This window comes from Gordonia sp. LMA484, from assembly GCF_058129505.1.
On the sequence record NZ_CM176700.1, the window covers coordinates 2509743 to 2534287 of the forward strand.

Below are 24545 nucleotides of genomic sequence, written 5' to 3' on the forward strand. Positions count from 1 at the left end.
GTCACACGCCTTCCTTGTGGTGCACGATCTGCCGGGCATCGATGGATTCGGGGCCGTGGGGTGGGGTCAGATCCGATTCGGTGTCCTGCGATTCGGTACTCACGGCGAGCGTCTCGCTCGCCGCCGCATACCGCCCCTTCGCCCGACGCTCGATCAGTGTCATCGCCACCAGGACACCGATCGCCACCATCATCAGCAATGTCGCCGCGGCGTAGGCTCCGAACTCGTTGTAGTCGTCGGTGTAGCGCGAGTTGACCAACAGTGTGAGGGTCTGGGAGATGCCCGGGAAGTTCGACGAGACCATCGTCACGGCGCCGTACTCACCGAGCGCGCGGGCGACCGTCAGGACGATTCCGTAGGTCAGACCCCATTGGATCGCCGGCAGTGTGATCCGTGAGAACGTCTGCCAGCCACTGGCTCCGAGGGTCGCCGCAGCCTGTTCCTGTTCCGTCCCGATCTCGCGGAGCACCGGTTCCACCTCGCGCACGACGAACGGCAAGGTGACGAACAGGGTGGCCAGCACCAGGCCCGGGAAACCGAAGATGACACGGAATCCCAGACTCTCCACACCGCCGAACCAGCCGCCGTGCCCCCAGAGCAGGATGAGCGCGACACCCGCCACCACCGGCGACACGGCAAAGGGTAGGTCGACGACGGCCTGCAGGAAACCCTTGCCGGGGAAGCGTCCCCGGACCAGGGCGAGGGCGGTTGCCACGCCGAAGATGACGTTGAGCGGCACCACGATCACCACGATCAGCAGGCTGAGCTGCAGGGCGGCGATCGCGGCCGGGGTGGTGATCCATTCCCAGAACTGTCCGATGCCGTGCTCGAACGAACGCCAGAAGATCAGGCCCACCGGCACCACCAGCAGGATGAAGAGGTAGACGAGCGCAACGGTCCGCAGCCCGTACCGGGTGATCGGTGAGAGTTTCACTGGTCGCGCTCCTCTCGCACCGACTGCCGTCGGCCGACGAACCGCAGGATGAACAGGGCGACGAAGGCGATGAGCAACAACATCACCGAGATGGCCGCCGCGTTGACCGGTTCGTCGACCTCGATCTGCTGTTGGATGTACTGCGACGCCACCTGTGTGTCGCCGGGTATGTTTCCGCCGATCAGCACGACCGAACCGAACTCCCCGATGGCACGCGTGAAGGCCAGTCCGGCGCCGGTGAGGATTGCCGGGAGCAGCGCGGGCAGCACGATCTTCGTCCAGATCAGCCAGTTCCCGGCACCGAGCACGGCGGCGGCCTCCTCGACGTCGGTGTCGAGTTCGATCAGCACCGGCTGCACCTGCCGGACGACGAACGGCAGGGTCACGAACGTCAACGCGATCACCAGGGCCGGCTTGGTCGCGTTGAGCTGAATGTCGATCGGGCTGTTCGGCCCGTACAGCGAGAGCAGCACGAGGCTGGCGACGATCGTCGGCAACGCGAACGGCAGGTCGATGATCGCGTTCACAAAACCCTTGCCGCGGAAATCATCGCGCACCAGTACCCAGGCGATCAGCGTTCCGAACACGACGTTGATGAGTGCGGCGACCACCGACACGAGAACTGTGATCCACAGCGCGTCCAGTGCATTCGGGTCGGTGATCGCGGCCCAGAATCCGCTCCAGCCGTCCGTGAACGACTGCACCGTGATCGCGGCCAGGGGCAGCAGCACGATCACGCTGAGCCACAGCCACGCGACACCGACGCCGAGCGGGGACACACCGGTGAACGTCCGTGACCGGCCGAGGAATCCGCCCGGTGGGGCCGTGTCGGCCACCTGGGTACTCATTGCCGCCCTCCTGCGTTGTAGATCTCGGTGATCGCGCCCTTCGAACCGAAGAGCGCGCTGTCGACCGCCTTCCAGCCCGTCAGATCCTTGCCGTCGTTGTCGGCCGCGGTGCCCTCACCGAGCACCGCGCCCAATTCCTTGATGGTCCAGAGCTTCGCGATGTGGCCCGGGAAGAGATTCGATGTCTCGGCGATCACCTCCGGCACGACCGGCCGAAAACCCTGCTCGGCCCATAGCTTCTGCGCTTCGGGTGTGAAGAGGTACTCGACGAAGGATCGCGCCGCCGCCTTGTCCGTGGAGGTGTTGACCACCGCGACCGGGTTCTCGATCTTGAACGTCTGCGGCGGGATCAGATACTCGACCTGCTGGTCGGCGGGCGAACTCGCGTTGGCCCGATCCAGCATGATCGCCTCGTTCTCGTAGCTGATCAGCACGTCGCCCTGGCCCTGTTCGAAGGCCGTGGTGGCCTCGCGGCCGGATTTTGGCACCACCGTGACGTGGTCGCGCACCAGTTCGCTGACGTAGTCCAATCCCGCCTGCGAGTCGCGGCCACCATTGCTCTTGGCGGCGTAGGGCGCGAGAAGGTTCCATTTCGCGGAGCCGGAACTACCGGGGTTGGGGGTGACCACCTGGACGCCCGGCTTGAGCAGGTCATCCCAGTCATGGATGTGCTTCGGGTTGCCCTTGCGCACCACCAGCGCCACCACAGAACCGAACGGGGTGCTGTTGTCGGGTGCCTGCTTCTTCCAGTCCTCGTCGACCACGCCCTCTTTCACCAGGCGGGTGATGTCGGGTTCCACCGAGAAGTTGACGACGTCGGCGGGAACCCGGCGGGCCACCTTGCGCGATTGGTCGCCGGACGCGCCGTAGGACTGTGAGAAGCCGATGTCATGGCCTGCCTCGGTGTCGCGGAACGCAGGGATGACGACGTCGTACCCCGGCTTGGGAACCGCGTAGGCGACCAGATTCAGGTGCCGGCTGCCGCTGGAGATGTCGGCGCCGCCGGGCTCATCGGTCGAGCCGGCACCGCACGCCGTCACACACGTGACCATCATCATGGCGATCGCCGCACCAGCCGCGGCCCGCCACCTGCACCCCATCACGAATCTCGTCACGCATCCTCCCGGCTTCGCACCCATTCCGCCCGGGCCGCGCAGTGGAGTCGTTGCCGATCTTCACTCCGTATTCACCTGGACGCATAAACGCTAGCAACGTGCTCAGGGGGTGCATGCGCACGTCAGAGCACTGATTTGGGCCCGGGCCGTCCGCCGTGCTAGCGCGTGAGCACCCAGGCGAGCAGGACGAGCAGGATCAGTGCGATGAGAGCGAGGGTCACTCTGGATCGGATCATCGGCTACAACCCCGTGCCGTCGTCGTCGGCGAAGCGGCGGCGGTCGACGAGGGCCGACACCGTATCCACCAGCACATTGAGGAGCATGGCCACGAGAACAGCGAACGGGATGACCACGACGAGTGTCACGAGCAGCTGCGGGACGAATGACAGACCCGTCAACCATTCCTCGACGCCATCCCACCAGTTGGCCAGCGATGTCATGTTCACCTCATTCCCACCCTTCACCCGAATCGGACATCGTCTCGGGTTTGACTCAGGATGAATTTAATGTCGGCCGGCCCGCTCACGGCCGAGTGGCGGCAACCGGGGCCGCTCGCAATGATATAGCCATGACTCCTCCGGAAGACGCTGCCGTCACTGCGCTACCCGTCGGCACCGTCGACGAACCCGACATGTCCGACGGGCCGCAGGACGCCACCGACGTCGACCCCGAGGCCAAGGCGTTCTCGCCCGCGACGCCGAGCCACAATGCCTTCCCGCCGATCGGTGACTACGCGTTCCTGTCCGACACCGAGACCAACTGTCTGATCGCCCGCAACGGGTCGGTGGAATGGATGTGTGTGCCGCGGCCCGATTCCCCGAGTGTGTTCGGAGCCATCCTCGACCGCACCGCCGGACACTTCCGACTGGCTCCCTATGGGGTGAACGTGCCGGTCGACCGTCGGTATCTGCCCGGCAGCCTGATGGTGGAGACCACCTGGCAGACCGACACCGGATGGATCGTGGTCCGTGATGCGCTGGTGATGGGTCCGTGGCACGACAACGAGCGACGGTCCACCACGCACCGCCGGACCCCCACCGACTGGGATGCCGAGCACATCCTTTTGCGGACGGTGCGGTGTGTCTCCGGCACCGTGGAACTCTCGGTGAGTTGTGAACCTGCTTTCGACTACCACCGTGCGAACACCGCCTGGGAGTATTCGGGCCCCGCGTACGGTGAGGCGATCGCCACGGCGACCGGGACCACCACACCGGGCCCCACCCTGAAACTGACGACGGATCTGCGGCTCGGCCTCGAGGGCCGTGAGGCCCGGGCCCGAACACGACTCGTCGAGGGTGACAATCGCTTCGTGGCCCTGTCCTGGTCGCGGCAGCCTGCTCCGCAGAATTTCGAGGAGGCCGCGCAGAAGATGTGGTCGACCTCGGAATGCTGGCGACAGTGGATCAACGCGGGCACGTTCCCCGATCACCCGTGGCGCACACATCTGCAGCGCTCGGCACTCACCCTGAAGGGCCTGACCTACTCCCCCACCGGCGCGCTGCTCGCCGCGGCGACCACGTCCCTACCGGAAACCCCCGGCGGCGAACGCAACTGGGACTACCGGTATGCGTGGGTGCGCGACTCGACGTTCGCTCTCTGGGGTCTGTACACGCTGGGTCTCGACCGCGAGGCCGACGACTTCTTCTCCTTCATCGCCGACGTGTCGGGTATCACGAACTCCGAGCACCACCCGCTGCAGGTGATGTACGGCGTCGGCGGCGAACGCACCCTCGAGGAGGAAGAACTCCACCATCTGTCCGGTTACGACGGTGCCCGTCCCGTTCGTATCGGCAACGGGGCCTACAACCAGGCCCAGCACGACATCTGGGGCACCATGCTCGACTCGGTCTACCTCAACACCAAGTCGACCGAGGCAGTACCCGAAACGCTCTGGCCCGTACTCAAGGCGCAGGTCGAGGAGGCGGTGAAGAACTGGCGCAAGCCCGATCGCGGCATCTGGGAGGTTCGGGGCGAGCCGCAGCACTTCACGTCGTCGAAGGTCATGTGCTGGGTCGCACTCGATCGCGGCTCGCGTCTGGCGGCGCTGCACGGCGAGAAGTCGTATGCGAAGACCTGGGCGGGGATCGCCGACGAGATCCGGGAGGACATCCTCGAACACGGCGTCAACGTGAAGGGTGTGTTCACCCAGCGCTACGGCGACGACGCCCTCGACGCCTCGCTTCTCCTGGTCCCGCTGCTGCGATTCCTGCCGTCGGACGACTATCGGGTCCGCAACACCGTGCTCGCGATCGCCGACGAACTGACCGAGAACGGGTTGGTCCTGCGGTACCGCGTCGAGGAGACCGACGACGGACTCACCGGCGAGGAGGGCACCTTCACCATCTGCTCGTTCTGGCTCGTGTCGGCGCTGGTGGAGATCGGCGAGCTGCCGCGCGCAAAGGCCCTGTGCGAGAGGCTGTTGTCGTATTCGAGTCCGCTCAAGCTGTACGCCGAGGAGATCGACGCGAACACCGGGCAACACCTGGGGAACTTCCCGCAGGCGTTCACCCACCTCGCGCTCATCAACGCCGTCATGCACGTGATCCGGGCCGAGGAGGCCGCGAGCCACGGGACGTTCCAGCCCGCACACCACTGACCCGCGACAGAACCCCGAAATCCGCCGACAGAACCCGCAATCGCGTCGACAGAACCCGAGATCGCGTCGACAGAACCCGAGATCGCCGCGACAGAACCGATCGGACTCGCACAACCCGAGATCGGGTGGCGTATCTCGACCGCTAGTCGAGCCGCCACGGTTCATACGCCCGCGGATCGTCGATCGGTTCGACGTGGATCGTGACGTCGAGGTGGGTGAGTGCCGCGCGCAGGTCGGTCTCGACCTCCTCCACGACATCGTGGGCGCGCTGCACCGTCCAATCGCCGGGAACCAGCATGTGCATCTGGACGAATCGTCGATGGCCGGCCTCGCGGGTCCGGATGTCGTGGAAGTCGGCCCCGCGGTCGCGATACTCGGCCAGCGCCGCATCGATCCGGGCCCTGTCGTCGGCCGGGAGCGCCGCATCCATCATGCCGGCGGCCGAACGCCAGATCAGCCGGCCACCGACCACCAGGATGTTGATCGCCACTGCGATGGCGATGAGCGGGTCGAGCGGCAACCAGCCCGTGACCGCGACCAGCAGCACGCCGACCACGACGCCGGCGGTGGTCCACACATCGGTCATCAGGTGCTTCCCATCGGCCTCCAGTGTGAGCGACCGGTGTCGTCGTCCGGCTCGGAGCAGGATCACCGCCACCGCTCCGTTGATGGCCGTCGCGACGACCGAGATGGCGAGTCCCACTCCCACGGACTGCAATTCGGACGGGTGCAGCAGCCGGTCGATCGCAGCGAGAAGAATGGCCCCCGCGGCGACGATGATCATCGCGCCCTCGGCCACCGCCGAGAAGTACTCGGCCTTCGTATGACCGAAATTGTGTCCGGCATCGGCGGGCCGCGCGGCGACCCGCAAGGCGACGAAGGCACCGATCGCGGCGACGAGATTCACCAGGGACTCGGCGGCATCGGACAACAGTCCCACCGAACCGGTGAGCAACCAGGCGAAGGTCTTCAGAGCGATCGTGAGGATCGCCGCCCCGATACTCAGGAGCGCGAAGCGCGACAGGTCACCGCGCGTGTCGCGGGCGGTCATCGATCGATCATCGGTCCCGCACCGACCGCAGAGCCGAACGCCTCCAACGGAAAACCACCCGTCAGCGGGGTGCTGTCGGCGCATCGCCGACGTCGGCCCGCTCGAGGGCGGATTTCAGCGGCGGTCATCAGCTCACCCCAACCCGCGTCGCACCAGCAACGGCCCGATCTCCGGGTCCCGACCGATCAGTTCCCGGTGGGCGACGAGCGGATCCGCGCTGTCACCCCGTGACAGGGTGGCATCGGCGAACCGCTGCCCGTTGCGTCGACGCAACCCGCCCTCGGCGATGAACCACTGCTCGGTCTCGGCGTCGAGGACCTCCGACCAGATGTAGGAGTAGTAGCCGGCGGAGTATCCGCCGCCGAAGATGTGGTTGAAGTACGCACTCCGGTAGCGCGGCGGGATGAGGTCGCCGACGAATCCGGCCGATCGCAACGCGTCGGCCTCGAATGCCTCGACGTCACCCACGGTGTCGTCGGCCGTGATGCGATGCCAGGCGAGATCGAGCACGGCCGCGGCGAGGTATTCGATGGTGGCGTGGGCGGTCTCGGTGTTCGCCGAGGCGCGAGCGGCGTCGGCCAGTTCGGCGGGGATCATCTCGCCCGTCTCGTGGTGGCGCGCATAGTTCGACAACACCGACGGGTGCAACGCCCACATCTCGTTGACCTGTGAGGGGAACTCGACGAAGTCGCGCGGCACCGAGGTGCCCGATTGGGAGGGATAGTCCACCGCCGAGAGCAATCCGTGCAGCGCATGGCCGAACTCGTGGAACAGCGTGGTCAACTGGTCCATCGTGAGCAGACACGGCTTGCCGTCCTCGGGCTTGGTGAGGTTGAGGACGTTCACCACGATGGGCGTCGTGGCCAGCACATTCGACTGATCGACGATGTTGTTCATCCAGGCCCCACCGCGTTTCGACGGCCGCGCGTAGTAGTCACCGAGGAACAATCCGATGCTGCGCCCGCTGTCGTTTCTCACCTCCCACACCCGGACGTCGGGGTGGTAGCCGGCCAGGTCGTGCCGGCGGGTGAACCGCAGGCCGTACAACTTCTCGGCGGCATGGAACACGCCGTGCTCCAGGACGTTGTCGAGCTCGCAATAGTTCGCGAAATCGTCAAGCGGCACAGCCGATGTCGCCCGCTTCTCGCGCTCCAGCCAATAGGTGAGGTCGGCGGGACCGATCTCCTCGTCGGCCAGCGCGGACAGCCGGGTGAGTTCCCGCCCACCGGCGCGAAGCGCGGATTCGGTCAGCTCGCCGAGCAATTCGAGGACGGCCGCGGGATCTGGCGCCGTCTCCTCGGCGATGACGTATTCGGCGTGGTCGGTGTAGCCGAGTATCCGCGCGCGTTTCGCCCGTAGCGCGACGATCTCGAGGACCAACTCTCGTGTGTCGTGCTCGCTGCCCCGGGCACATCGGTTGACCGAGGCCTCGAACACCTTCTGTCGCACATCGCGATTCGTCAGTGACCTCAGCACGGACTGGCTCGTCGGCAGTTCCAGGGTGATCAGATACCCGGTGTCGTGACCGGCGTCGGCCGCGGCACGACGGGCGCCCGCGATCTCGCCCGGCGACAACCCGTCGAGGTCGGCCGCGTCGTCGACGAGAACCGCCGAGGCGTTGGTGTCGTCGAGGATCTTCTGCGAGAACGTGGTCGTGAGATAGGCCAGCCGCGAGGAGATCTGACGCATCTGCGCCTGGTCGTCCGGACCGAGGCCGGCCCCGGCGCGGATCGATTCGCGGTATCGCTTGGCCAGGAGCCGCTGCTGCGCCTCGGTGAGGTCGAGTTCGTCCGTACGGTCGTACAGATCCACGATGCGGGCGTAGAGCCGCTCGTCCATGGCAATGGTGTTGGCGTGCTCGGTGAGCAGGGTGGACAACTTCTGGGAGATGTCGTTGCGCTGCGGATTGGTGTCCGGCCCGACGAGATTGAAGAAGACGCCGCTCGCGCGCGCGACGTCCCGGCCCGAGAGTTCGAGCGCCTCGATCGTGTTGGCGAACGTCGCCGCACGCGGATCGGTGGCGATCACCTCGACCTCTGCCAGCTGCGCGGCCATCGCGTCGGCGAACGCCGGCAGGAAGTCGTCGTCGCTGATCGAGGCGAAATCGGGCAGGCCGTGTGGCAGCGTGCTCTGGACCAGAACCGGATTGGCGGTGCGGCTGTTGTCCAACGGTCTATTTCCCCTTCGGTTTGTCTCCCGCGGCGTCGGTGGACAGAGCGGCGACGAACGCCTCCTGCGGGACCTCGACCCGGCCGATCGTCTTCATCCGCTTCTTGCCCTCTTTCTGCTTCTCCAGCAGTTTTCGCTTACGGCTGATGTCGCCGCCGTAGCATTTGGCGAGCACGTCCTTGCGGATCGCCCGGATGTTCTCGCGCGCAATGATCTTCGACCCGATCGCCGCCTGCACGGGCACCTCGAACTGTTGGCGGGGAATCAATTCCTTGAGCTTGGTGGCCATCTTGTTGCCGTAGGCGTATGCCGCCTCGCGGTGGACGATGGCGCTGAACGCGTCGACCGCCTCGCCCTGCAGCAGGATGTCCACCTTGACCAGATCGGCCTCCTGCTCGCCGGCCTCCTCGTAGTCGAGGCTCGCGTACCCGCGGGTTCGGGACTTGAGGGCGTCGAAGAAGTCGAAGATGATCTCGGCCATCGGAAGGGTGTAGCGCAGCTCGACGCGTGTCTCGGACAGGTAGTCCATGCCGCCGAGTTCACCGCGGCGCGACTGACACAGCTCCATGATCGCGCCGATGAACTCGCTCGGGGCGATGACCGTGGTCTTCACCACCGGCTCGTAGATGTGGCGGGCCTTGCCGTCGGGCCAGTCCGACGGATTCGTCACGGTGTGTTCGGCGCCGTCCTCCATCACCACCCGGTAGACGACGTTGGGCGCCGTGGAGATCAGATCCAGGTTGAACTCGCGTTCGAGCCGCTCGCGGGTGATCTCCATGTGCAGCAGCCCGAGGAAGCCACAGCGGAAGCCGAAGCCCAGGGCCACCGACGTCTCGGGCTCATAGGTGAGCGCGGCGTCGTTGAGCTGGAGCTTGTCGAGGGCCTCGCGCAGCACCGGATAGTCCGATCCGTCCACCGGATACAGACCCGAGTAGACCATCGGCCGGGGTTCGCGGTACCCGGTGAGCGCCTGCTCGGCGCCGTTGCGGGCGGTGGTGACGGTGTCACCGACCTTCGATTGCCGGACATCCTTGACACCGGTGATGAGGTAGCCCACCTCACCCACCCCGAGGCCTTTCGTCGCCTTGGGCTCCGGCGACACGATGCCCACCTCGAGCAACTCGTGGGTGGCGCCGGTCGACATCATCAGGACCTTCTCGCGCGGCACGACACGGCCGTCGACGACACGCACATAGGTGACGACACCGCGGTAGGTGTCGTACACCGAGTCGAAGATCATGGCGCGGGCGGGCGCGTCGGCATCACCCTCGGGTGCGGGTATCTGCCGGACCACCTGATCGAGCAGCGCCCCGACCCCCTCGCCGGTCTTGCCGGAGACCCGCAGAACGTCGTCGGGTTCGCATCCGATGATGTGGGCGATCTCCGCCGCGTAGCGGTCGGGGTCGGCCGCCGGGAGGTCGATCTTGTTCAGGACCGGGATGATCGTGAGGTCGTTCTCCATCGCCAGGTAGAGATTGGCGAGGGTCTGCGCCTCGATTCCCTGCGCGGCGTCGACCAGCAGAACCGCACCCTCGCAGGCCTCGAGCGCGCGGGACACCTCATATGTGAAGTCGACGTGGCCGGGGGTGTCGATGAGATGCATCACGTAGTCGGTGGTGACGCCGTCGGCGTCGGTGACATGCCACGGCAACCGCACGTTCTGTGCCTTGATGGTGATGCCACGTTCGCGCTCGATGTCCATCCGGTCGAGGTACTGCGCACGCATCTGTCGTTCCTCGACCACGCCCGTGAGCTGCAACATCCGATCGGCCAGGGTGGACTTTCCGTGGTCGATGTGGGCGATGATGCAGAAGTTCCGGATCCGCGCGGGGTCGGTGAAGGTGGTGTCGGCGAAGGTCGAAATCGAACTGCTCCTTGCAAACGTGCATGGCGATGTCGTACGGCCGTTCGACCGCAACTCCCCACCAGTTTCTCATGTCTGACCGTGGTGTCGTCGCCCACGCTCGCCGCTACCGTGTGTGCATGACCTCGACGACCCCGGAAACGACGTCATACGACTCCGACGGCGTGATCGCCGAGGTGTCCCGGCCATCGGGCGCAAGCATCGGTGTGGCGGTCCTCGCCCACGGCGCGGGCGGCAATCGGCACGCGGTGATCCTGCGTGCCGTCGCCGACGAACTCTGCTCGCGCGGGCTGGTGGTGGCCCGCATCGACCTGCCCTACCGCCAGCGACGCCCGAAGGGCCCGCCGAGCCCGTCCACCGCCGCGGCCGACCGGGCCGGCATCGAAGCCGCCTGTGCTCTCTTCCGGAACGAGTCCGGCGGACCTCTCATCGTCGGTGGACACTCCTACGGTGGTCGGCAGGCGTCGATGACGGTCGCCGAGAAGCCCGAACTGGCCGACGGCCTGCTGCTGACGTCGTATCCGTTGCACCCGCCGGGCAAGCCCGACCGGTTGCGGACCGAGCATCTCCCGTCGATCGGTGTGCCGACGGTGATCGTGCACGGCAGCACCGACCCGTTCGCGACCACCGACGAACTCACGGCGGCGGTCGCGCTGATCCCGGCACCCACCCGGGTCGTCGAGATGGAGAAGGTCGGCCACAACCTGAACCCGGACCGCAAGCCGACCGCGGCACTGACCGCGGACGCGGTCATGGAGCTGTTCTTCGGGCCGGCCGCGTCGTGACCACCATCGGCCCGGGACACCCGACCCACCGGTATGCCCGACAGATCGTCTACGCCCCCGACCTCGACGGCGCCGCCGATCCCGGTGAGATCGTCTGGACCTGGGTCGTGTTCGAGGATGATGCGGCCAGGGGCAAGGACCGGCCAGTTCTGGTGGTCGGCCGCGATGTGGACGACACCGACAGGTCCCACCTGTTGGGGCTCATGCTCTCCAGCAAGGACTGGCACCGCGACGACCCGGATTGGATCTCGCTGGGCACCGGTGTCTGGGACGCATGGCGCCGCGAGAGCTTCGTCCGGCTCGACCGCGTCCTGATGGTGGCCGAGCACGGTATCCGGCGCGAGGGCGCGATCCTCGACGTCGACCGGTTCGAGATCGTGGCGATGCGGTTACGGACCGACTTCGGGTGGCGGTGATCTCGATACGGCTCCTCGCCGCCGCTCGTCCCCGACTCGATCAGCGAGGGGTGGGGTGCCGTCGGCGCCGCGATCGACCAGGGAGCTACTCGATCAGCGAGGCAAGGCGGCATCCCCTGGCCAGGCCGGGTGGCATCACCTACTCGGTCAGCGAGGGGTGGGGTGCCGTCGGCGCCGCGATCGACCAGAGAGCTGCTCACCCGAGCGGCCGCCACGGCGCCGACCGCGTCGTCACGCCAGCCGCGTGATCTCCACCACCACATCGAGATCTGTTGCGCCACCACCTGTGTAGATGCCCTTGAGCGGTGACACATCCGCGTAGTCACGTCCGACGCCGACCGAGACGTGTTGCTCGGTGATCGGGGTGTCGTTGGTGGGGTCGTACCCCCACCAACCGCCGGTCCAGGCCTCGATCCAGGCGTGGCTCTGGCCCTCGACGGTCTTGTCGATCGCAGCATTCGGTTTCGGATGCAGATAGCCGGAGACATAGCGTGCCGGGATCCCCAGACTGCGCAACATCAGCAGAGTCAGGTGCGCGTAGTCCTGGCACACACCCTTGCGCTCGTTCCAGGCGTCGACGGCGGTGGTGTGCACGCCTGTCGTCCCCGGCACGTACTCCATCTCCTCGTGTACGTATCGGCACACCGCCTCGACGGCCGCCTCGGGTTCGAGTCCCTTCGCCAACCGGTTTGCCGCCGAGGCGAGTTGGCGGTTCTTGCACACATAGGTGGTGTAGGAGAGCATCTCGTCGTAGCGGTCGTGCACATAGTCACTGCGCATCTCGTCCCATGTGCGCTGCTCATCGGGCCGTCCGCCGGCCTCGGTCTCGACGACCGACATTCCCGACACCTCGAGTTCTTCATGCGGCGCATGAAGGTCGAACGCGGTGACCGCGGTTCCCCAGTAGTCGGTGTATCGGTAGGACCTCGTCGCCGGGACGGTCTCCACCCGGTTGACGATGACGTTCTGCCGAGTGTCACTGCGCGGAGTGAGCCGGGCCTCGTTGTACGACGACGTCACCGCACTCTTGTAGGCGAATCCGGTGGAATGGACGACGCGTAGACGCCAGCTCACAGCTCACTCTCCTCGATCACATGGTCCTCACTGACCCGGGCATCCGCCCATGACACATAGGGCGCCACGTGGAAGTACTGGCCGGTGACGGCCTCGTTGACCTCTCGACAGGTGTCCTGGAGGTCGATCAGCCGATCCTGCAGGTCATCGAGCAGTTTGCCCGGCTCGAGGAACTCCAACGAGCTCCGGGCCCGACCGAGGAGCAGCAGCGGCTCAGCCTGGGCACCGACGCGACTCGGCCTTTTCTCGAGCTCGATCAGATTGTTCTCCGCCACGCTCAGCGCGTGGAAGACCGACCTCGGGAACAGCCGGTCGAGCAGCATGAACTCGACGATGTTCTCCGCGTTGAGGACGCCGCGGTAGGTACGCAGGAAGGTGTCCTGCGCACCGGCGGACACCAGAACGCTGACCCAGGCCGGCGACGTCACCCGGTCGCCCGCACGGGACAACAACATCCGGATGGTCATGTCGACACGCTCCACCGACCGTCCGAGCAGCAGGTAGCGATACCCGTCGTCGTGACTGAGGGTCGCATCGGCGAGCCCGGCGAACATCGCCGCACGGTTCTTCACATACGAGAGGAACTCGTGCGGTCCGAGTCGGCGTGCCCGCCGCTCGGCATCGCTCAGCCCGTTGTAGGTGGTGTTGAGGCACTCCCACATCTCGCTCGAGGTGACCTCGCGTGCGCCGCGGGCGTTCTCGCGTGCCGCATGGATGAGGTCGACGATGGAACCGACAGAATTCTTGTCGTAGGCGACGCGTTCGGTCAGCGACCACACGTCGAGTTCGAGGTCATCGTCGGGTGCTTCGAGGCCCAGCACCTGGATCACCAGCCGCGCCTGTCGATCGACGTCGACGGTCGCGTCCTCGAGCAGCTGATGGATCGCCACGTCGAGAATGCGTGCCATGTCGTCGGCCCGCTCGACGTAGCGGCCGATCCAGTAGAGCGATTCGGCGTTGCGCGCCAGCGTCATTGCTGCTCACCTCGCATGTCTGGGCCATGTCCCTGTTGCTGTTGGCCCTGCTGCTGTTGCTGGGACTGCGTGTGCAACGGGTCCGGGGCGCTCTCCGCCGGCCGGGCCGCGGCCACGCCGCTCGCGTTGACCACCTTCGCACCCGAGAGTTCCCGTTCCTCCGACGACCGGGAAGATGCGAGCACCCAGGTGTCCTTGGAGCCGCCGCCCTGACTCGAGTTCACCACCAGCGAACCCTCGGGTAGCGCGACGCGGGTGAGGCCGCCGGGCAACACCCAGACCGACTCGCCGTCGTTGACGGCGAACGGTCGGAGGTCGACGTGCCGCGGCCGCACCTCGCCGTCGATCTTCGTGGGCACCGTGGACAGTTGCACCACGGGCTGGGCGATCCAACCGCGAGGATCGTTGCGCACCTTGCGCGCGAGTGTGTCGAGCTCCGCCTTGGTGGCGTCCGGGCCGAACACGATGCCGTATCCGCCGGAACCCTCGACGGGTTTGACGACGAGTTCGTCGATGCGGTCGAGAACCTCTTCGCACTCGTCGTCGAGCCAACACCGCAGCGTGTCGACGTTCATCAGCGACGGCTTTTCCCCGAGGTAGTACTCGATGATCTCCGGCACGTAGGTGTAGATCAGTTTGTCGTCACCGACCCCGTTGCCGACCGCGCTCGAGATGACGACGTTGCCCGCCCGCGCGGCATTCAGCAGACCGGCGACGCCGAGCATCGAGTCGGGCCGGAACTGCATCGGATCGAGGAAGTCGTCGTCGATGCGACGATAGATGACGTCGACGCGTTGCTCCCCTTCGGTGGTGCGCATGTAGACGATGTTGTCCCGGCAGAACAGGTCGCGCCCCTCGACGAGCTCGACGCCCATCAGCCGGGCGAGCAGCGAGTGCTCGAAGTACGCCGAGTTCGCCACACCCGGTGTGAGCACGACGATGTTCGGGTCCGCCTCGTTGAACGCAGCCGACGCACGCAGGGCCCGAAGCAGGTGACTCGGGTAGTCGCCCACCGCCCGGACCCGGTGTGACGAGAACAGGTCGGGGAAGACACGTGCCATCGTGCGGCGGTTCTCCATCACGTAGGAGACACCCGACGGAGACCTCAGATTGTCCTCGAGCACCCGGAAGTCGCCGTTCTCGTCCCGGATGAGGTCGATCCCGGCGACATGGATACGGACTCCGTTGGGCGGCCGGATGTTTGCCGCCTGCCGGTGAAAATGCTCACACGAATGGACCAGCCGCTTGGGCAGGACGCCGTCGCGCAGGATCTCCTGCTCACCGTAGATGTCGTCCAGAAAGAGTTCGAGAGCCTGCACGCGCTGGGTGATGCCGGCCTCGAGCTTGCTCCATTCACCGGCCGAAATCACCCGCGGCACAACGTCGAGGGGGAACGGACGCTCCTTGCCCGACAGCGAGAACGTCACGCCCTGGTCGATGAAGGCGCGACCGAGCGCGTCCACCCGCACATCCAGATCGGCACGGTCGTACTCCGACATCGCCTTGTAGATTCCGCGGTACGGGGTCCGGACATCGCCGTCGGCGTCGAACATCTCGTCGAAAGCCTGGCCATACGGACCTTGGCCATACCCGGCGAAGATGGTGTTGTCGATCGCTTTCGGTTCCCGGACAACGGTCTTGGCACGTTTCGCCGGAGCGGCGGTGTCCCTCGATCGCGATTTGCTGCCCGATTGGGATCGTGTGCCGTCGCCGCGGCCCCCGGCCGCCTTACCGCTCTTCGCCGTTCCGGTCGCGTTCGACTTGGCGGTCGCGGCCTTTGTTGCTGTTCGCTTGTTGGACGCTGAGGTCGTCGACGCGGGACTCATAACCTGACATGGTGCTACAAAAAGCTGGATTCGGCATGACGGTTGGGTATGCGCCCTGTCATCGGCCTCAGATCGACCGGCGCAATCCCAGCACTCGTCGCCGGGCGCGCCGGACGACATTCATCCCACGGGTCCGCCAGCGCGGCGATGCGGTGTTGATGGGCGCGACCTTCACCATCTCCGCCATCGTCTCGACCGCAACATCGAGCACATGCTGCATGGTCGGCGGCTCGGCGTCGGCCCCCGCGGAGGTACTGACCGCGAGATCCTCGAGGTCTCCGGTCACCGGGTATCCCTGCGATCGAACCGCCGCGACCATGTCCTGGGCCGTCTGTGCCACCCAGACGCGCTGATCCGAGCTCAGCCCCAGCGGCACGCCCCGGGCCTCTTTCAGGATCTGGATCACCTGTCCCTTGACGACTCCGTCATACCTGCGCCATTCGATGTCGGATGGTTGCAGGTGATGGTTGAGCAATCGCAGGTACTCCGCCTGGGCCGCCGGCAGCGACGAGTTCAGCGTGGGTACATCCAGGGTGAGCGGGGCCGGGTCGACGTCGAGCACCCGGAGGAATCTGTCCCAGATCGAGTCGCCCGGCACGTCGCGCTGTTTGGGCACCGTCACCACATGCACCCGCTCCGGCCCCACCGCCGCAGCCCAGTCGCCGAGGATGCGGACATAGTCCTGGAACTCCCAGAACGGCTCCTCGATGCCGTCGGTCGGCGGGACGAACCCGGCGACGGCGGGCCCGTGGGCGCGGACCGAGGCGAGGAACTCGCCGAAGTCGGCGCGACGTTGGTTCTTGATGTTCTCCTGCCACACCGACGGCAACTGCCGGGCCAGATCGCGGACGGTGGCGATGACGTGAACCTCGTCGGCGAACGCCAGATCCTTGATCAGCGTGTCGATGTGCCGGGGTGTGGCCGTCGCGTACAGCTCGTGCGACAGCAACGACGTGCCGGGCCACGCCTTCATCTGCGCGACCAGCTTGGGCCAGACGTCGGCGAAATCCGGGTTCACCCAGTCCAGGTAGCGTTCCGGCTGCAGGTGCGCCGCGGCATGGAAGTGTTCGGTCATCCGGTTGCCCGGATAGAGCAGGCCGGACGACTGTAATGCCAGGTCACGGTTACGCCAGAGGCGGTCCTGGAGGTGTGTCGTTCCGGTTTTGGGTAGGCCGATGTGTATGAAGACGACTGACATGATGTTCGACAGCCTAGTGTGAGGTGGCGCAGCGATTTGGGTCGCATCGTCAGCTGCTGGTAAAGTCGTTCGCTGTTGCAGCGTCGACGTGAACACGTGCGAAACGACCGTCCGACCTGCTCAGGCGCGAGCCGCTCGCGACCTGTCCAGAACGAGCAAGAACCTACAGATCAAGAGGAATACACGCGTGGCCAACATCAAGTCGCAGATCAAGCGCATCGGTACCAACGAAGCACGTCGTCAGCGCAACCAGTCGGTGAAGTCGTCGCTGCGGACCGCCATCCGGAGCTTCCGCGAAGCCGCTGAGGCCGGCGACAAGGACAAGGCCACCGAACTGGCTCGTTCCGCCGGGCAGCAGCTCGACAAGGCCGCCTCCAAGGGCGTTATCCACGCCAACCAGGCCGCCAACAAGAAGTCGGCCATGGCGTTGGCCGTCAACAAGCTCTGACCCTTCGTCGGTCGAAGCACAGATCCTTCTCGACTCACCCCGGTGACATCCACGCTGTCACCGGGGTGAGCTGCGCTGTGTCGACGCGGCTCCTGCCGGTCTGGGCGTGCGGGACTCCCCGTGACCGACCGGGCCGCCGTGACCGCCCAGCCGGACGGCGACGGAAGTTCTCAGCCGCGTCGATCGCGTGTCGGACGTAGATCGGCCACTGTCGCCACCGCGTTCTCCAGGCTGAAGTCGGCGTCGGCGGCCTGCCCTTTCACGTCACCGTTGAGTTTCGCCACCACGATGACCGCGGACGCGATGGACGCCGAATCCCACGCACGGGCCTGCGCCTGCAGCTTCTTCACCCGCCGCGGTGGCATGCCGAGTTCGGAGGCCGCCGCGTATTGATCCATCGATCCCATCGCGCGCACTCGCGCGATCCCGTGCACCGCCTCTGCCAGCGCATCGGCGAGCAGCACCCGAGGCACGCCGTGGTGCTCGGCCCAGGCCAACGATTCCAGAGCGCCGGACCGGTCACCGGTCACCGCCTTGTCCGCGACCTCGAACCCGGTCACTTCCGGGCGACCCTGGTAGTAGAGGCGGACGGCATCGACGGTCACCTTGCCGCCGGTGTCGGCGACGAGTTGGCTGCAGGCGGCGGCCAACTCGCGTAGCTCTGATCCCACGCCCTCGACCACGTGCTCGACCACATCGTTGCTGACCCGGGCGCCGAGCAGACGGAACTCCTTGCGCACGAAGTCCATACGTTCTGACGGCCATTTGGGAGCGGCGCAGTCGTGTTCGACGGCGCCGGACTTCTTGAGCGCGGGTACCAACGACTTCGCACGGCCTCCGCCGGTGTGCACGACCATCAGGGTGATCCCGTCCGGCAGCGCTCCCGCCGCCGACGCGATCAGCGCGGCCGGCTCTTTGCCCGCATCCGCGGCCGACTCGACCACGACGACGCGGTCCTCGGCGAACAGCGACGGACTGAGCAGTTCGGCCAACTCGTGTTCGGTGACGTCGCCGGCGCGAACCCGGGTGACCGGGACGTCGCTGTTCGTGGCGGCCGACTGTTCGGCGACCATGGCCGTGATCACCCGCCCCGTCAGGAAGTCGTCGTCCCCGAGCAGCAGGTGCAGGCGTTCAGTCACGGCGACCATCGTGCCAGATGGAACCGACAGACATCCGGCCGCCACGACGGGCGGCCCGCCACAGCCGCGGAGCATGCACGACTGTCACGACGCTCAGCATGGTCACCGCGGCGACGACGGCCGCGCCCGTGACGCCCGAGGGCACCGGCACCGTCGCCCACGACTGCCCGCCGAGCATCCGGGCGCAGGTCAACATCCACCACAGTTCGGGTCCGAGCGCCCGGATCATGAGTTCGGCACAACTCGACCCGATCCCCTGCCGGGCTCCGATCGCCCCGACGACCGCTGCAGTGGTTCCGACGATGCCGATCAGTGCCACCACCGGCACCACCAGGACATTGGCCACGATGCCGGCGACACTGAACCGACCACTCATCAACGCGATGATCGGCGCAGTGACCAACTGCGCCGCCAGCGCCATCGCGACGAGTTCGGCGAGACCGGACGGAATCCGTCGACCGCGCAACCAGTCTCGTAGGGTCGACGACCACAGCACCAGACCGACGGTGGCCAGCACGGAGAGCGCGAAGCCGGGCGCGAGGGCCATGTCGGGCCAGCACAGCAGACCGATGATCGTCGCGGCACCCAACGCCGGCAGCGCCTGTGCTCGCCTCGATCTGACCAACGCGAGCAGACCGACCATCCCCATCATCGCCGCACGCAGCACACTCGGTGACGGCCGCACCAGGATGACGAATGCGACCACGATCAATGCCCCCGCGAGCGCGGTGACCCGCGGCGATGCCCCGAGCATGCGTACCGCCATGACCGCGGCGCCACAGACGATCGAGAAATTGCTTCCCGACACGGCGACGAGATGCGACAAACCTGCGGCCCGGAAGTCGTTGCGTACTTCCGCATCGAGCGCGCTGGTATCGCCGAGAACCAGGCCGGGTAGCAGCCCGGCGGCCTCCGGGCCGAGTGCCCGCGCCGAGACCTCCTGCAGCCGTTGCCGTATCGCCACTGCCAGTCGCTGATGCGGAGGCGGACGACCGGTCAGGCGTGGAGCCGACACCGCGGCCAGCCGACCGACGATCAGTTCTCCACGGCGGGGCGGGCCGACCCGCACGGTCGCCGAGAATCGCTGCCCGGGAACGAGTTCGGACCACGTGTCGGCCGCGGCGGTCAGCTCGGCCCGCATCGCGATCGCACGGCGCCCGTCCACGACGTCGATGTCGGCGGCCATACGGACTCGCCCGGTCCGGGCCGGGCCCACCGAGACCGGATCGTCCCGGATGACCCCGGCCACTCGGACCTTGCCGTCCACCTGCGACAGCGGGTGTTCGGCCCTGGCCTCCACTCGCAGGGCGATTCCGCCGGCGGTCATCGCGGCCATTCCGCTTGCCACCACGACGACGGACACCGCCGACCAGGACACCCGACCCGACCGCACCGCGGTTGTGCAGGCGAGGCATCCGCCCACGCCGGTGACAGCCAGCGGCCAGCCGATCCAGGACGGGCCGAGGAGGACGACGAGGCTGACAGCCCACGTGGTCACAGCCGGTCCCACCAGCCGGTAATCGCCGGTGGGGAACATCCCATCCAACAACGTCCCGCGACTCACACCGTGACCTGATCGCGCAGCCGGGCCAGGCGGGCCGGACCGATCCCGTCGACCTCACCGAGTTGTTCGACCGAGGTGAATCGCCCGTGCGCGTCACGCCACGCGAGGATCGCCTTCGCCGTCACCGGACCGACACCGGGTAGAGCATCGAGCTGCTCCTCGGTAGCGGTGTTCAGATCGACCTTGCCCGCCGTGCCACCGCCGGGGGCGGCCGATGTCGGATCGGTCCCGATTCCTCCTGACGTCGGCGACCCGGAACTGCCGGATGCGCCCACCACGGCGCTGCGCAGCGCCATCCGTCCACCGTCACCGACGTAACCCACCAAGATCTGATCACCGTCGTGCAGACGTTGGGCGAGGTTGAGCGAGAGCAGGTCAGCACCCTTCCGGGCCCCGCCGGCCCGGGCCAGTGCATCGGCGACGCGCGCCGAACCGGCGAGTCGTACGAGACCGGGACGATGCACCAGACCGACGACGCTGACGACGAGTTCGGCGGACTCGGACGGGGGCGCGGCCGTGCTGATGCCGGATTCGGCCGTGGCGGTAGGGCCGGCCTGGGCCCCGAATGCGACCGGCGTCGCGGTCTGGGAGTCCTGTCGCAGCAACGAGATGCCGGCCACCACGCAGGCGATGACGCCGACCAGGATGAGCGCGATCGCCGCGGGCGGTGCGACCAGGAATCGTCGCCGCGGTTGATCGTCCTCGTCCTCGTCGGGGTCGTGTTCGCCGAACCTGTCCCCCACGCTCATCCGCGCCCGGTCGGTGATCTGATCGTCCGCCTGGTGCTCATCGTGCACCGATGGGTTCAGCCAGGTGGGAACGGCCGTCACACCCCACGGACTCGTGACGGCGGAGGCCGGTTGCCCGTCTCGTTCGGAGTCCGGCCGCCCCTCGAGTGGTTCGGGATGGGCTGTCGGGGTGGCCAACCGGTCCAGCGCGGTCCGCCTGCGACCGAGGTCGACGCCGGCTCCGTCACGACGAGGCGCTGAGGTGCTCATGCCCGTCGAGCGTATGGACCGCGGGGCCCGATTCGGCCGTCGCCCGAGATCCCGCCGACTTCTGTGGATCGATTCGCGGTTGTGGACGCCGGTGCCGCGTCGGTCAGACCTCGATCGGATCGAGATGGGTCGCGAGCGTGATCCCGATGGCGCCCGAACCGACATGGCAGCCGAGGACCGGACCCAGATCCACGATCATCTCCGACGTCACCACGCGGAGCCGATCCGTCAACTGCCCGGCGAGCTCGCGAGCCAGCTCGGGCGACCCACTGTGCTGTACCCCGAGGGTGACCGGTCGCCCGTCGGCGGATTCGACCGCCGCGTCGACCATCTTGGTGAGCGCTTTGGAGAAGGTGCGATGCCGTTCCTTGAGTGTCAGCATGCCGTCGACCATGTGCAGGATCGGTTTGATCGACAACGCCGAGCCGAGCATCTTGCTCGCCGCGCTGATCCGGCCGCTCTGCCGCAGGTTCTCGAGGTCGTGGACACACACCATGGACTCGATCGTCGACGCCTGGCGAATGGCCGATTCGTAGACACGATCCCGGTCGGCGCCCGCGGTCGCCGCCTGCGCCGCACCGATCGCGGTGAAACCGACGGCGAGCCCGACCGAACGCGAATCCACGATGCGTACCTGCCCGGAGAATTCCTCGGCGGCCAGACGACCCGCTCCCCACGTGCCCGACAGCCGCCGCGACATGTGGACCGCCACCACGCCATCTCCGTCGCTGGCCTCCAGCGCCTCGGCATACGCGGTTCTCAACTCGTGCGGATTGGCCCCGGAGGTGGTCACACCCGGGGTCGAGACGATATCGGCCGGGATGTCGTCGACGCCCTCGAGGTAGTCCTTGCCGTCCAGGGCGAGATGCAACGGAACCTGCCGGATGCCGTAGTGATCGGCGACTGCGGCCGGCAGCCGCGACGATGAGTCGGTGACGACGACGACTGGCACGCGTCTACGTTAGCGGGTCGGCTCGACGTCGGCGGGACGCCCATCACCCGCTGCGCGCGGACGCCGATCGAGCACTCGTCGGACCGCGGGCACGACCTCGTCGGCGATGCGCCGGTGGCAGTCGAATCCCCAGTGGATACCGTCCGGGTTCATCTCGTACTCCGCCGCGCCGAAGGCGTCCCGAGTCGCCGGATAGAAGTCGACGGTGGGCACGCCGTGGACATGTGCCCACCGCAGCATCGCCGCGGTGGTCGGGATCCGCCCGCTGTGCACGTGACCGTAGTAGGGGCTGCGGTGCGTGGGCGGGAGGCACAGTACGACGGGCAGGTCGGGCCGCAGCTGGGTCAGCGCGTCGTGGATCTTGTCGAGGTACTCGACGGTGATGTGCGGTGGCAGTGCGACGGGCCATCCGACCTTGGACAGTCGGGGCTGCAGCCATTGATAGCCGTCTCGGACGACCTGCCGGACCCGATTGGGTCGCACATAGCGGATCTGCTCGCGCACGGCCGTCGGCAGCGGTGACGGGAGGCTGTCCATCCCGCCGAACGCCAGTATCACGACCTCCGCAGACGGTACCGCGGCCCAGATGTTGGGGTCCTGCGTCAACGCCCACCAGACATCTCGGCTCGTCCACCCGATCCGCCCGAACAGTGCGACCTCGCGCTCGCAGTCCTCACCCACGAGATTCGGCCAGATGCGCGCGTCGTCGGCGGGCAACCCGCCGGTCGGACCGTAGTAGGCCAGCGAATCCGACAGGACGAGCAGACTCACTGCACGCCCGCGTCCGCGCTCTCGGCCGACGCGTTCCAGACATCCAGCCGCCACCGGGGCGGGCTGCCGGGCACACCGTGTCCCGACAACTGCACCCAGCTCGTGTTCGCGAGTCCGCCGAACACCGGCCAGGACGTCTCCGGAAGGCCGAGCAACGCTGCGGTCATGGCCGCGATGACACCGCCGTGGGCGACGAGAACCACGGGGGCCTCGGGCAGGTCACCGCTGCCCCAGTCATCGAGATCGGCCACGAGTTCGTCGACGAGCGGCACGGCACGGCGGGCGACATCGATGCGGCTCTCTCCGTTCGGCGGCGACCATGAGGCGTCGTCGCGCCAGATCCGACGTGCGCCCGGCATGGCCTCATCGACCTCGATGTGAGTCATGCCCTGCCAGTCGCCGAGATGGGTCTCGCGCAGCCGTACGTCGGTGGTGATGGGGAGCCCGGCGCGCCGCGCCAAAGCGTCCGCGGTGTCGCGCGCTCGGGTGAGGTCCGACGCGACGATCCGCATCGGCGCACGATCTGCGAGTGCCACCGCGGCGGCCTCGGCCTGCCGCACCCCCAACGCAGACAGCTCGGTGTCGAGCTGCCCTTGCATCCGGCTGGCGGCGTTGTACTCGGTTTGACCGTGGCGCAACAAGATCAGCCGCCGGACAACCGGCGTGAGGCGCTCGACCGAGGTGTCGTGATCGTCGGGACCGCCGCTCACGAAAGGCCGTCCACGTCGATGACCGGACAGTCCTTCCAGAGACTCTCCAAAGCATAGAAGTGCCGCTCATCGGTGTGCTGGATGTGCACCACGATGTCGGCGTAGTCGATCAGCGCCCAGCGCCCCTCCCGGGTGCCCTCACGGCGGACCGGCTTGCGCCCGGCTTCGCGCAGCTTGTCCTCCACCTCGTCGACGATCGCGGTCACCTGCCGCTCGTTGTCCGCCGACGCGATCACGAAGATGTCGGTGATGACGAGCTGTTCGGAGACGTCGATGACCGTGACGTCGTGCGCGAGTTTGTCGGCGGCGGCGTGCGCCGCGACCGTGGCCATCTCCAGCGCTTCGGCTGAGGCAGTCACAGGTGTCCTTCCATAGTGGGGTCGCGGCTGTCGCCGCGCGGGGTGCTCACGGTGCGGAGACCCCCGGCGAGGATGCCTTCGGTGCACGGTACAGCTTGCGTTTGGCGATGTATTGGACGACGCCGTCGGGTACCAGGTACCAGACCGGGCGGCCTCGTGCCGCGCGGGCGCGACACTCGGTCGACGAGATGGCCAGGGCCGGGATCTCGAGCATCTGCAGTGTGTCGTCGGGCAATGCCTCGAGGTGGTGGGCCAGGTGCTTGGCGTGCAATTCGTAGCCGGGCCGGCTGACACCGATGAAATGCGCCAGTTCGAACAGCTCCTCCCAGTCCTGCCACGACAGGATGGACTCGAGTGCGTCGGCGCCGGTGATGAAGTAGAGCTCGGCCTCCGGGTGCATGGCGCGCAGGTCGCGCAGCGTGTCCACCGTGTAGGTGTCACCCTCGCGCTCGATGTCCACCCGGCTCACCGTGAACCGAGGGTTGGACGCGGTGGCGATGACCGTCATGAGATAGCGGTCCTCCGCCGGACTCACCGGCCGGTTCGCATCCACCTCGCTCTCGGCCGCCGGATCGGCGAGTTTCTGCCAGGGGCGACCCGTCGGGACGAAGATGACCTCGTCGAGAGAGAAGCGGTGCCCCACCTCGCTGGCCGCCACCAGATGCCCGTTGTGGATCGGGTCGAACGTACCGCCCATGATGCCGATGCGACGTGCGCGCGGCTGCGAAGTCGGCGGGCGGTCGGTGGCCATGAC

The 24545-nt window shown here is 67.0% G+C and carries 24 protein-coding genes; 5 read left to right on the plus strand and 19 right to left on the minus strand.

Annotated features, from left to right (window positions below):
* Position 1: 1 nt before the first annotated feature.
* The 4 genes from cysW to AC4AMJ_RS10970 all read right to left on the minus strand — a co-directional run bounded on the left by cysW (position 2) and on the right by AC4AMJ_RS10970 (position 3337).
* Complete coding sequence (cysW, locus tag AC4AMJ_RS10955) at positions 2–934, minus strand: sulfate ABC transporter permease subunit CysW (protein WP_489896269.1); 933 nt, start codon at positions 932–934, stop codon at positions 2–4.
* Positions 931–1782: a sulfate ABC transporter permease subunit CysT gene (gene cysT / locus AC4AMJ_RS10960; protein WP_489896270.1), complete on the minus strand. Its 852-nt coding sequence runs from the start codon at positions 1780–1782 to the stop codon at positions 931–933. Before cysT ends, cysW begins: the two co-directional genes overlap by 4 nt.
* Positions 1779–2840: a sulfate ABC transporter substrate-binding protein gene (locus AC4AMJ_RS10965; protein ID WP_489900962.1), complete on the minus strand. Its 1062-nt coding sequence runs from the start codon at positions 2838–2840 to the stop codon at positions 1779–1781. Before AC4AMJ_RS10965 ends, cysT begins: the two co-directional genes overlap by 4 nt.
* A gap of 296 nt (positions 2841–3136) precedes the next feature.
* The gene (locus AC4AMJ_RS10970) at positions 3137–3337 is read right to left on the minus strand and encodes a hypothetical protein (RefSeq protein WP_489896271.1); all 201 of its coding nucleotides are present in this window, start codon (positions 3335–3337) and stop codon (positions 3137–3139) included.
* Positions 3338–3465: 128 nt separating this feature from the next.
* Between AC4AMJ_RS10970 and AC4AMJ_RS10975 the strand changes: the two genes are divergently transcribed.
* Complete coding sequence (locus AC4AMJ_RS10975; protein ID WP_489896272.1) at positions 3466–5493, plus strand: glycoside hydrolase family 15 protein; 2028 nt, start codon at positions 3466–3468, stop codon at positions 5491–5493.
* A gap of 142 nt (positions 5494–5635) precedes the next feature.
* Here AC4AMJ_RS10975 and AC4AMJ_RS10980 read toward each other — a convergent pair whose 3' ends face one another.
* The 3 genes from AC4AMJ_RS10980 to lepA all read right to left on the minus strand — a co-directional run bounded on the left by AC4AMJ_RS10980 (position 5636) and on the right by lepA (position 10577).
* Positions 5636–6544: a cation diffusion facilitator family transporter gene (locus AC4AMJ_RS10980; RefSeq protein WP_489896273.1), complete on the minus strand. Its 909-nt coding sequence runs from the start codon at positions 6542–6544 to the stop codon at positions 5636–5638.
* 132 nt (positions 6545–6676) lie between these two features.
* Positions 6677–8713, minus strand: a complete 2037-nt coding sequence (locus AC4AMJ_RS10985) for a M3 family metallopeptidase (RefSeq protein ID WP_489918047.1) — start codon at positions 8711–8713, stop codon at positions 6677–6679.
* A 4-nt stretch (positions 8714–8717) separates the two neighbouring features.
* Entirely contained in the window at positions 8718–10577 is a 1860-nt protein-coding gene (lepA, locus tag AC4AMJ_RS10990; protein WP_489900964.1) for a translation elongation factor 4, read from the minus strand.
* On the opposite strand from lepA, the gene AC4AMJ_RS10995 reads away from it, so the two are divergent.
* Genes AC4AMJ_RS10995 through AC4AMJ_RS11005 form a run of 3 tightly spaced genes read left to right on the plus strand, consistent with a single transcriptional unit; the run spans position 10516 to position 11778 of the window.
* Positions 10516–10656, plus strand: a complete 141-nt coding sequence (locus AC4AMJ_RS10995) for a hypothetical protein (protein WP_489901081.1) — start codon at positions 10516–10518, stop codon at positions 10654–10656. The genes lepA and AC4AMJ_RS10995 overlap by 62 nt on opposite strands.
* Positions 10657–10696: 40 nt before the next feature.
* Positions 10697–11362 carry an alpha/beta hydrolase family protein gene (locus tag AC4AMJ_RS11000; protein ID WP_489918048.1) on the plus strand — a complete coding sequence of 222 codons (666 nt, stop codon included), beginning with the start codon at positions 10697–10699 and terminating at the stop codon, positions 11360–11362.
* Positions 11359–11778: a type II toxin-antitoxin system PemK/MazF family toxin gene (locus AC4AMJ_RS11005; protein WP_489918049.1), complete on the plus strand. Its 420-nt coding sequence runs from the start codon at positions 11359–11361 to the stop codon at positions 11776–11778. Before AC4AMJ_RS11000 ends, AC4AMJ_RS11005 begins: the two co-directional genes overlap by 4 nt.
* Positions 11779–12009: 231 nt before the next feature.
* Here AC4AMJ_RS11005 and AC4AMJ_RS11010 read toward each other — a convergent pair whose 3' ends face one another.
* From AC4AMJ_RS11010 to AC4AMJ_RS11025, 4 genes are all read right to left on the minus strand, one after another.
* The gene (locus tag AC4AMJ_RS11010; protein WP_489896277.1) at positions 12010–12852 is read right to left on the minus strand and encodes a transglutaminase family protein; all 843 of its coding nucleotides are present in this window, start codon (positions 12850–12852) and stop codon (positions 12010–12012) included.
* Complete coding sequence (locus tag AC4AMJ_RS11015; protein ID WP_489896278.1) at positions 12849–13826, minus strand: alpha-E domain-containing protein; 978 nt, start codon at positions 13824–13826, stop codon at positions 12849–12851. Before AC4AMJ_RS11015 ends, AC4AMJ_RS11010 begins: the two co-directional genes overlap by 4 nt.
* Positions 13823–15652: a circularly permuted type 2 ATP-grasp protein gene (locus tag AC4AMJ_RS11020; RefSeq protein ID WP_489918050.1), complete on the minus strand. Its 1830-nt coding sequence runs from the start codon at positions 15650–15652 to the stop codon at positions 13823–13825. The genes AC4AMJ_RS11015 and AC4AMJ_RS11020 overlap by 4 nt, the downstream gene beginning before the upstream one ends.
* Before the next feature lie 67 nt (positions 15653–15719).
* Positions 15720–16850 (minus strand): sulfotransferase family protein, encoded by a 1131-nt coding sequence (locus tag AC4AMJ_RS11025; RefSeq protein WP_489918051.1) that lies wholly within the window; start codon positions 16848–16850, stop codon positions 15720–15722.
* 187 nt (positions 16851–17037) lie between these two features.
* On the opposite strand from AC4AMJ_RS11025, the gene rpsT reads away from it, so the two are divergent.
* Positions 17038–17298 carry a 30S ribosomal protein S20 gene (gene rpsT / locus AC4AMJ_RS11030; RefSeq protein WP_489896281.1) on the plus strand — a complete coding sequence of 87 codons (261 nt, stop codon included), beginning with the start codon at positions 17038–17040 and terminating at the stop codon, positions 17296–17298.
* A gap of 170 nt (positions 17299–17468) precedes the next feature.
* Here rpsT and holA read toward each other — a convergent pair whose 3' ends face one another.
* The 8 genes from holA to nadD all read right to left on the minus strand — a co-directional run bounded on the left by holA (position 17469) and on the right by nadD (position 24542).
* On the minus strand, positions 17469–18446 hold the full coding sequence (gene holA, locus AC4AMJ_RS11035) for a DNA polymerase III subunit delta (protein WP_489918052.1): 978 nt from the start codon (positions 18444–18446) through the stop codon (positions 17469–17471).
* Positions 18430–20001, minus strand: coding sequence for a ComEC/Rec2 family competence protein (locus AC4AMJ_RS11040; RefSeq protein WP_489896283.1), 1572 nt, complete (start codon positions 19999–20001; stop codon positions 18430–18432). The genes holA and AC4AMJ_RS11040 overlap by 17 nt, the downstream gene beginning before the upstream one ends.
* Positions 19998–20999 (minus strand): ComEA family DNA-binding protein, encoded by a 1002-nt coding sequence (locus tag AC4AMJ_RS11045; RefSeq protein WP_489918053.1) that lies wholly within the window; start codon positions 20997–20999, stop codon positions 19998–20000. The genes AC4AMJ_RS11040 and AC4AMJ_RS11045 overlap by 4 nt, the downstream gene beginning before the upstream one ends.
* 103 nt (positions 21000–21102) lie before the next feature.
* Positions 21103–21951, minus strand: a complete 849-nt coding sequence (locus AC4AMJ_RS11050; protein ID WP_489896285.1) for a DegV family protein — start codon at positions 21949–21951, stop codon at positions 21103–21105.
* Positions 21952–21960: 9 nt separating this feature from the next.
* On the minus strand, positions 21961–22722 hold the full coding sequence (gene octT, locus AC4AMJ_RS11055; protein ID WP_489918054.1) for a diglucosylglycerate octanoyltransferase: 762 nt from the start codon (positions 22720–22722) through the stop codon (positions 21961–21963).
* Complete coding sequence (locus tag AC4AMJ_RS11060) at positions 22719–23432, minus strand: histidine phosphatase family protein (RefSeq protein WP_489896287.1); 714 nt, start codon at positions 23430–23432, stop codon at positions 22719–22721. Before AC4AMJ_RS11060 ends, octT begins: the two co-directional genes overlap by 4 nt.
* On the minus strand, positions 23429–23791 hold the full coding sequence (gene rsfS / locus AC4AMJ_RS11065; protein WP_489896288.1) for a ribosome silencing factor: 363 nt from the start codon (positions 23789–23791) through the stop codon (positions 23429–23431). The genes AC4AMJ_RS11060 and rsfS overlap by 4 nt, the downstream gene beginning before the upstream one ends.
* A 46-nt stretch (positions 23792–23837) precedes the next feature.
* Positions 23838–24542, minus strand: coding sequence for a nicotinate-nucleotide adenylyltransferase (gene nadD, locus AC4AMJ_RS11070; RefSeq protein WP_489896289.1), 705 nt, complete (start codon positions 24540–24542; stop codon positions 23838–23840).
* Positions 24543–24545 lie beyond the last annotated feature (3 nt).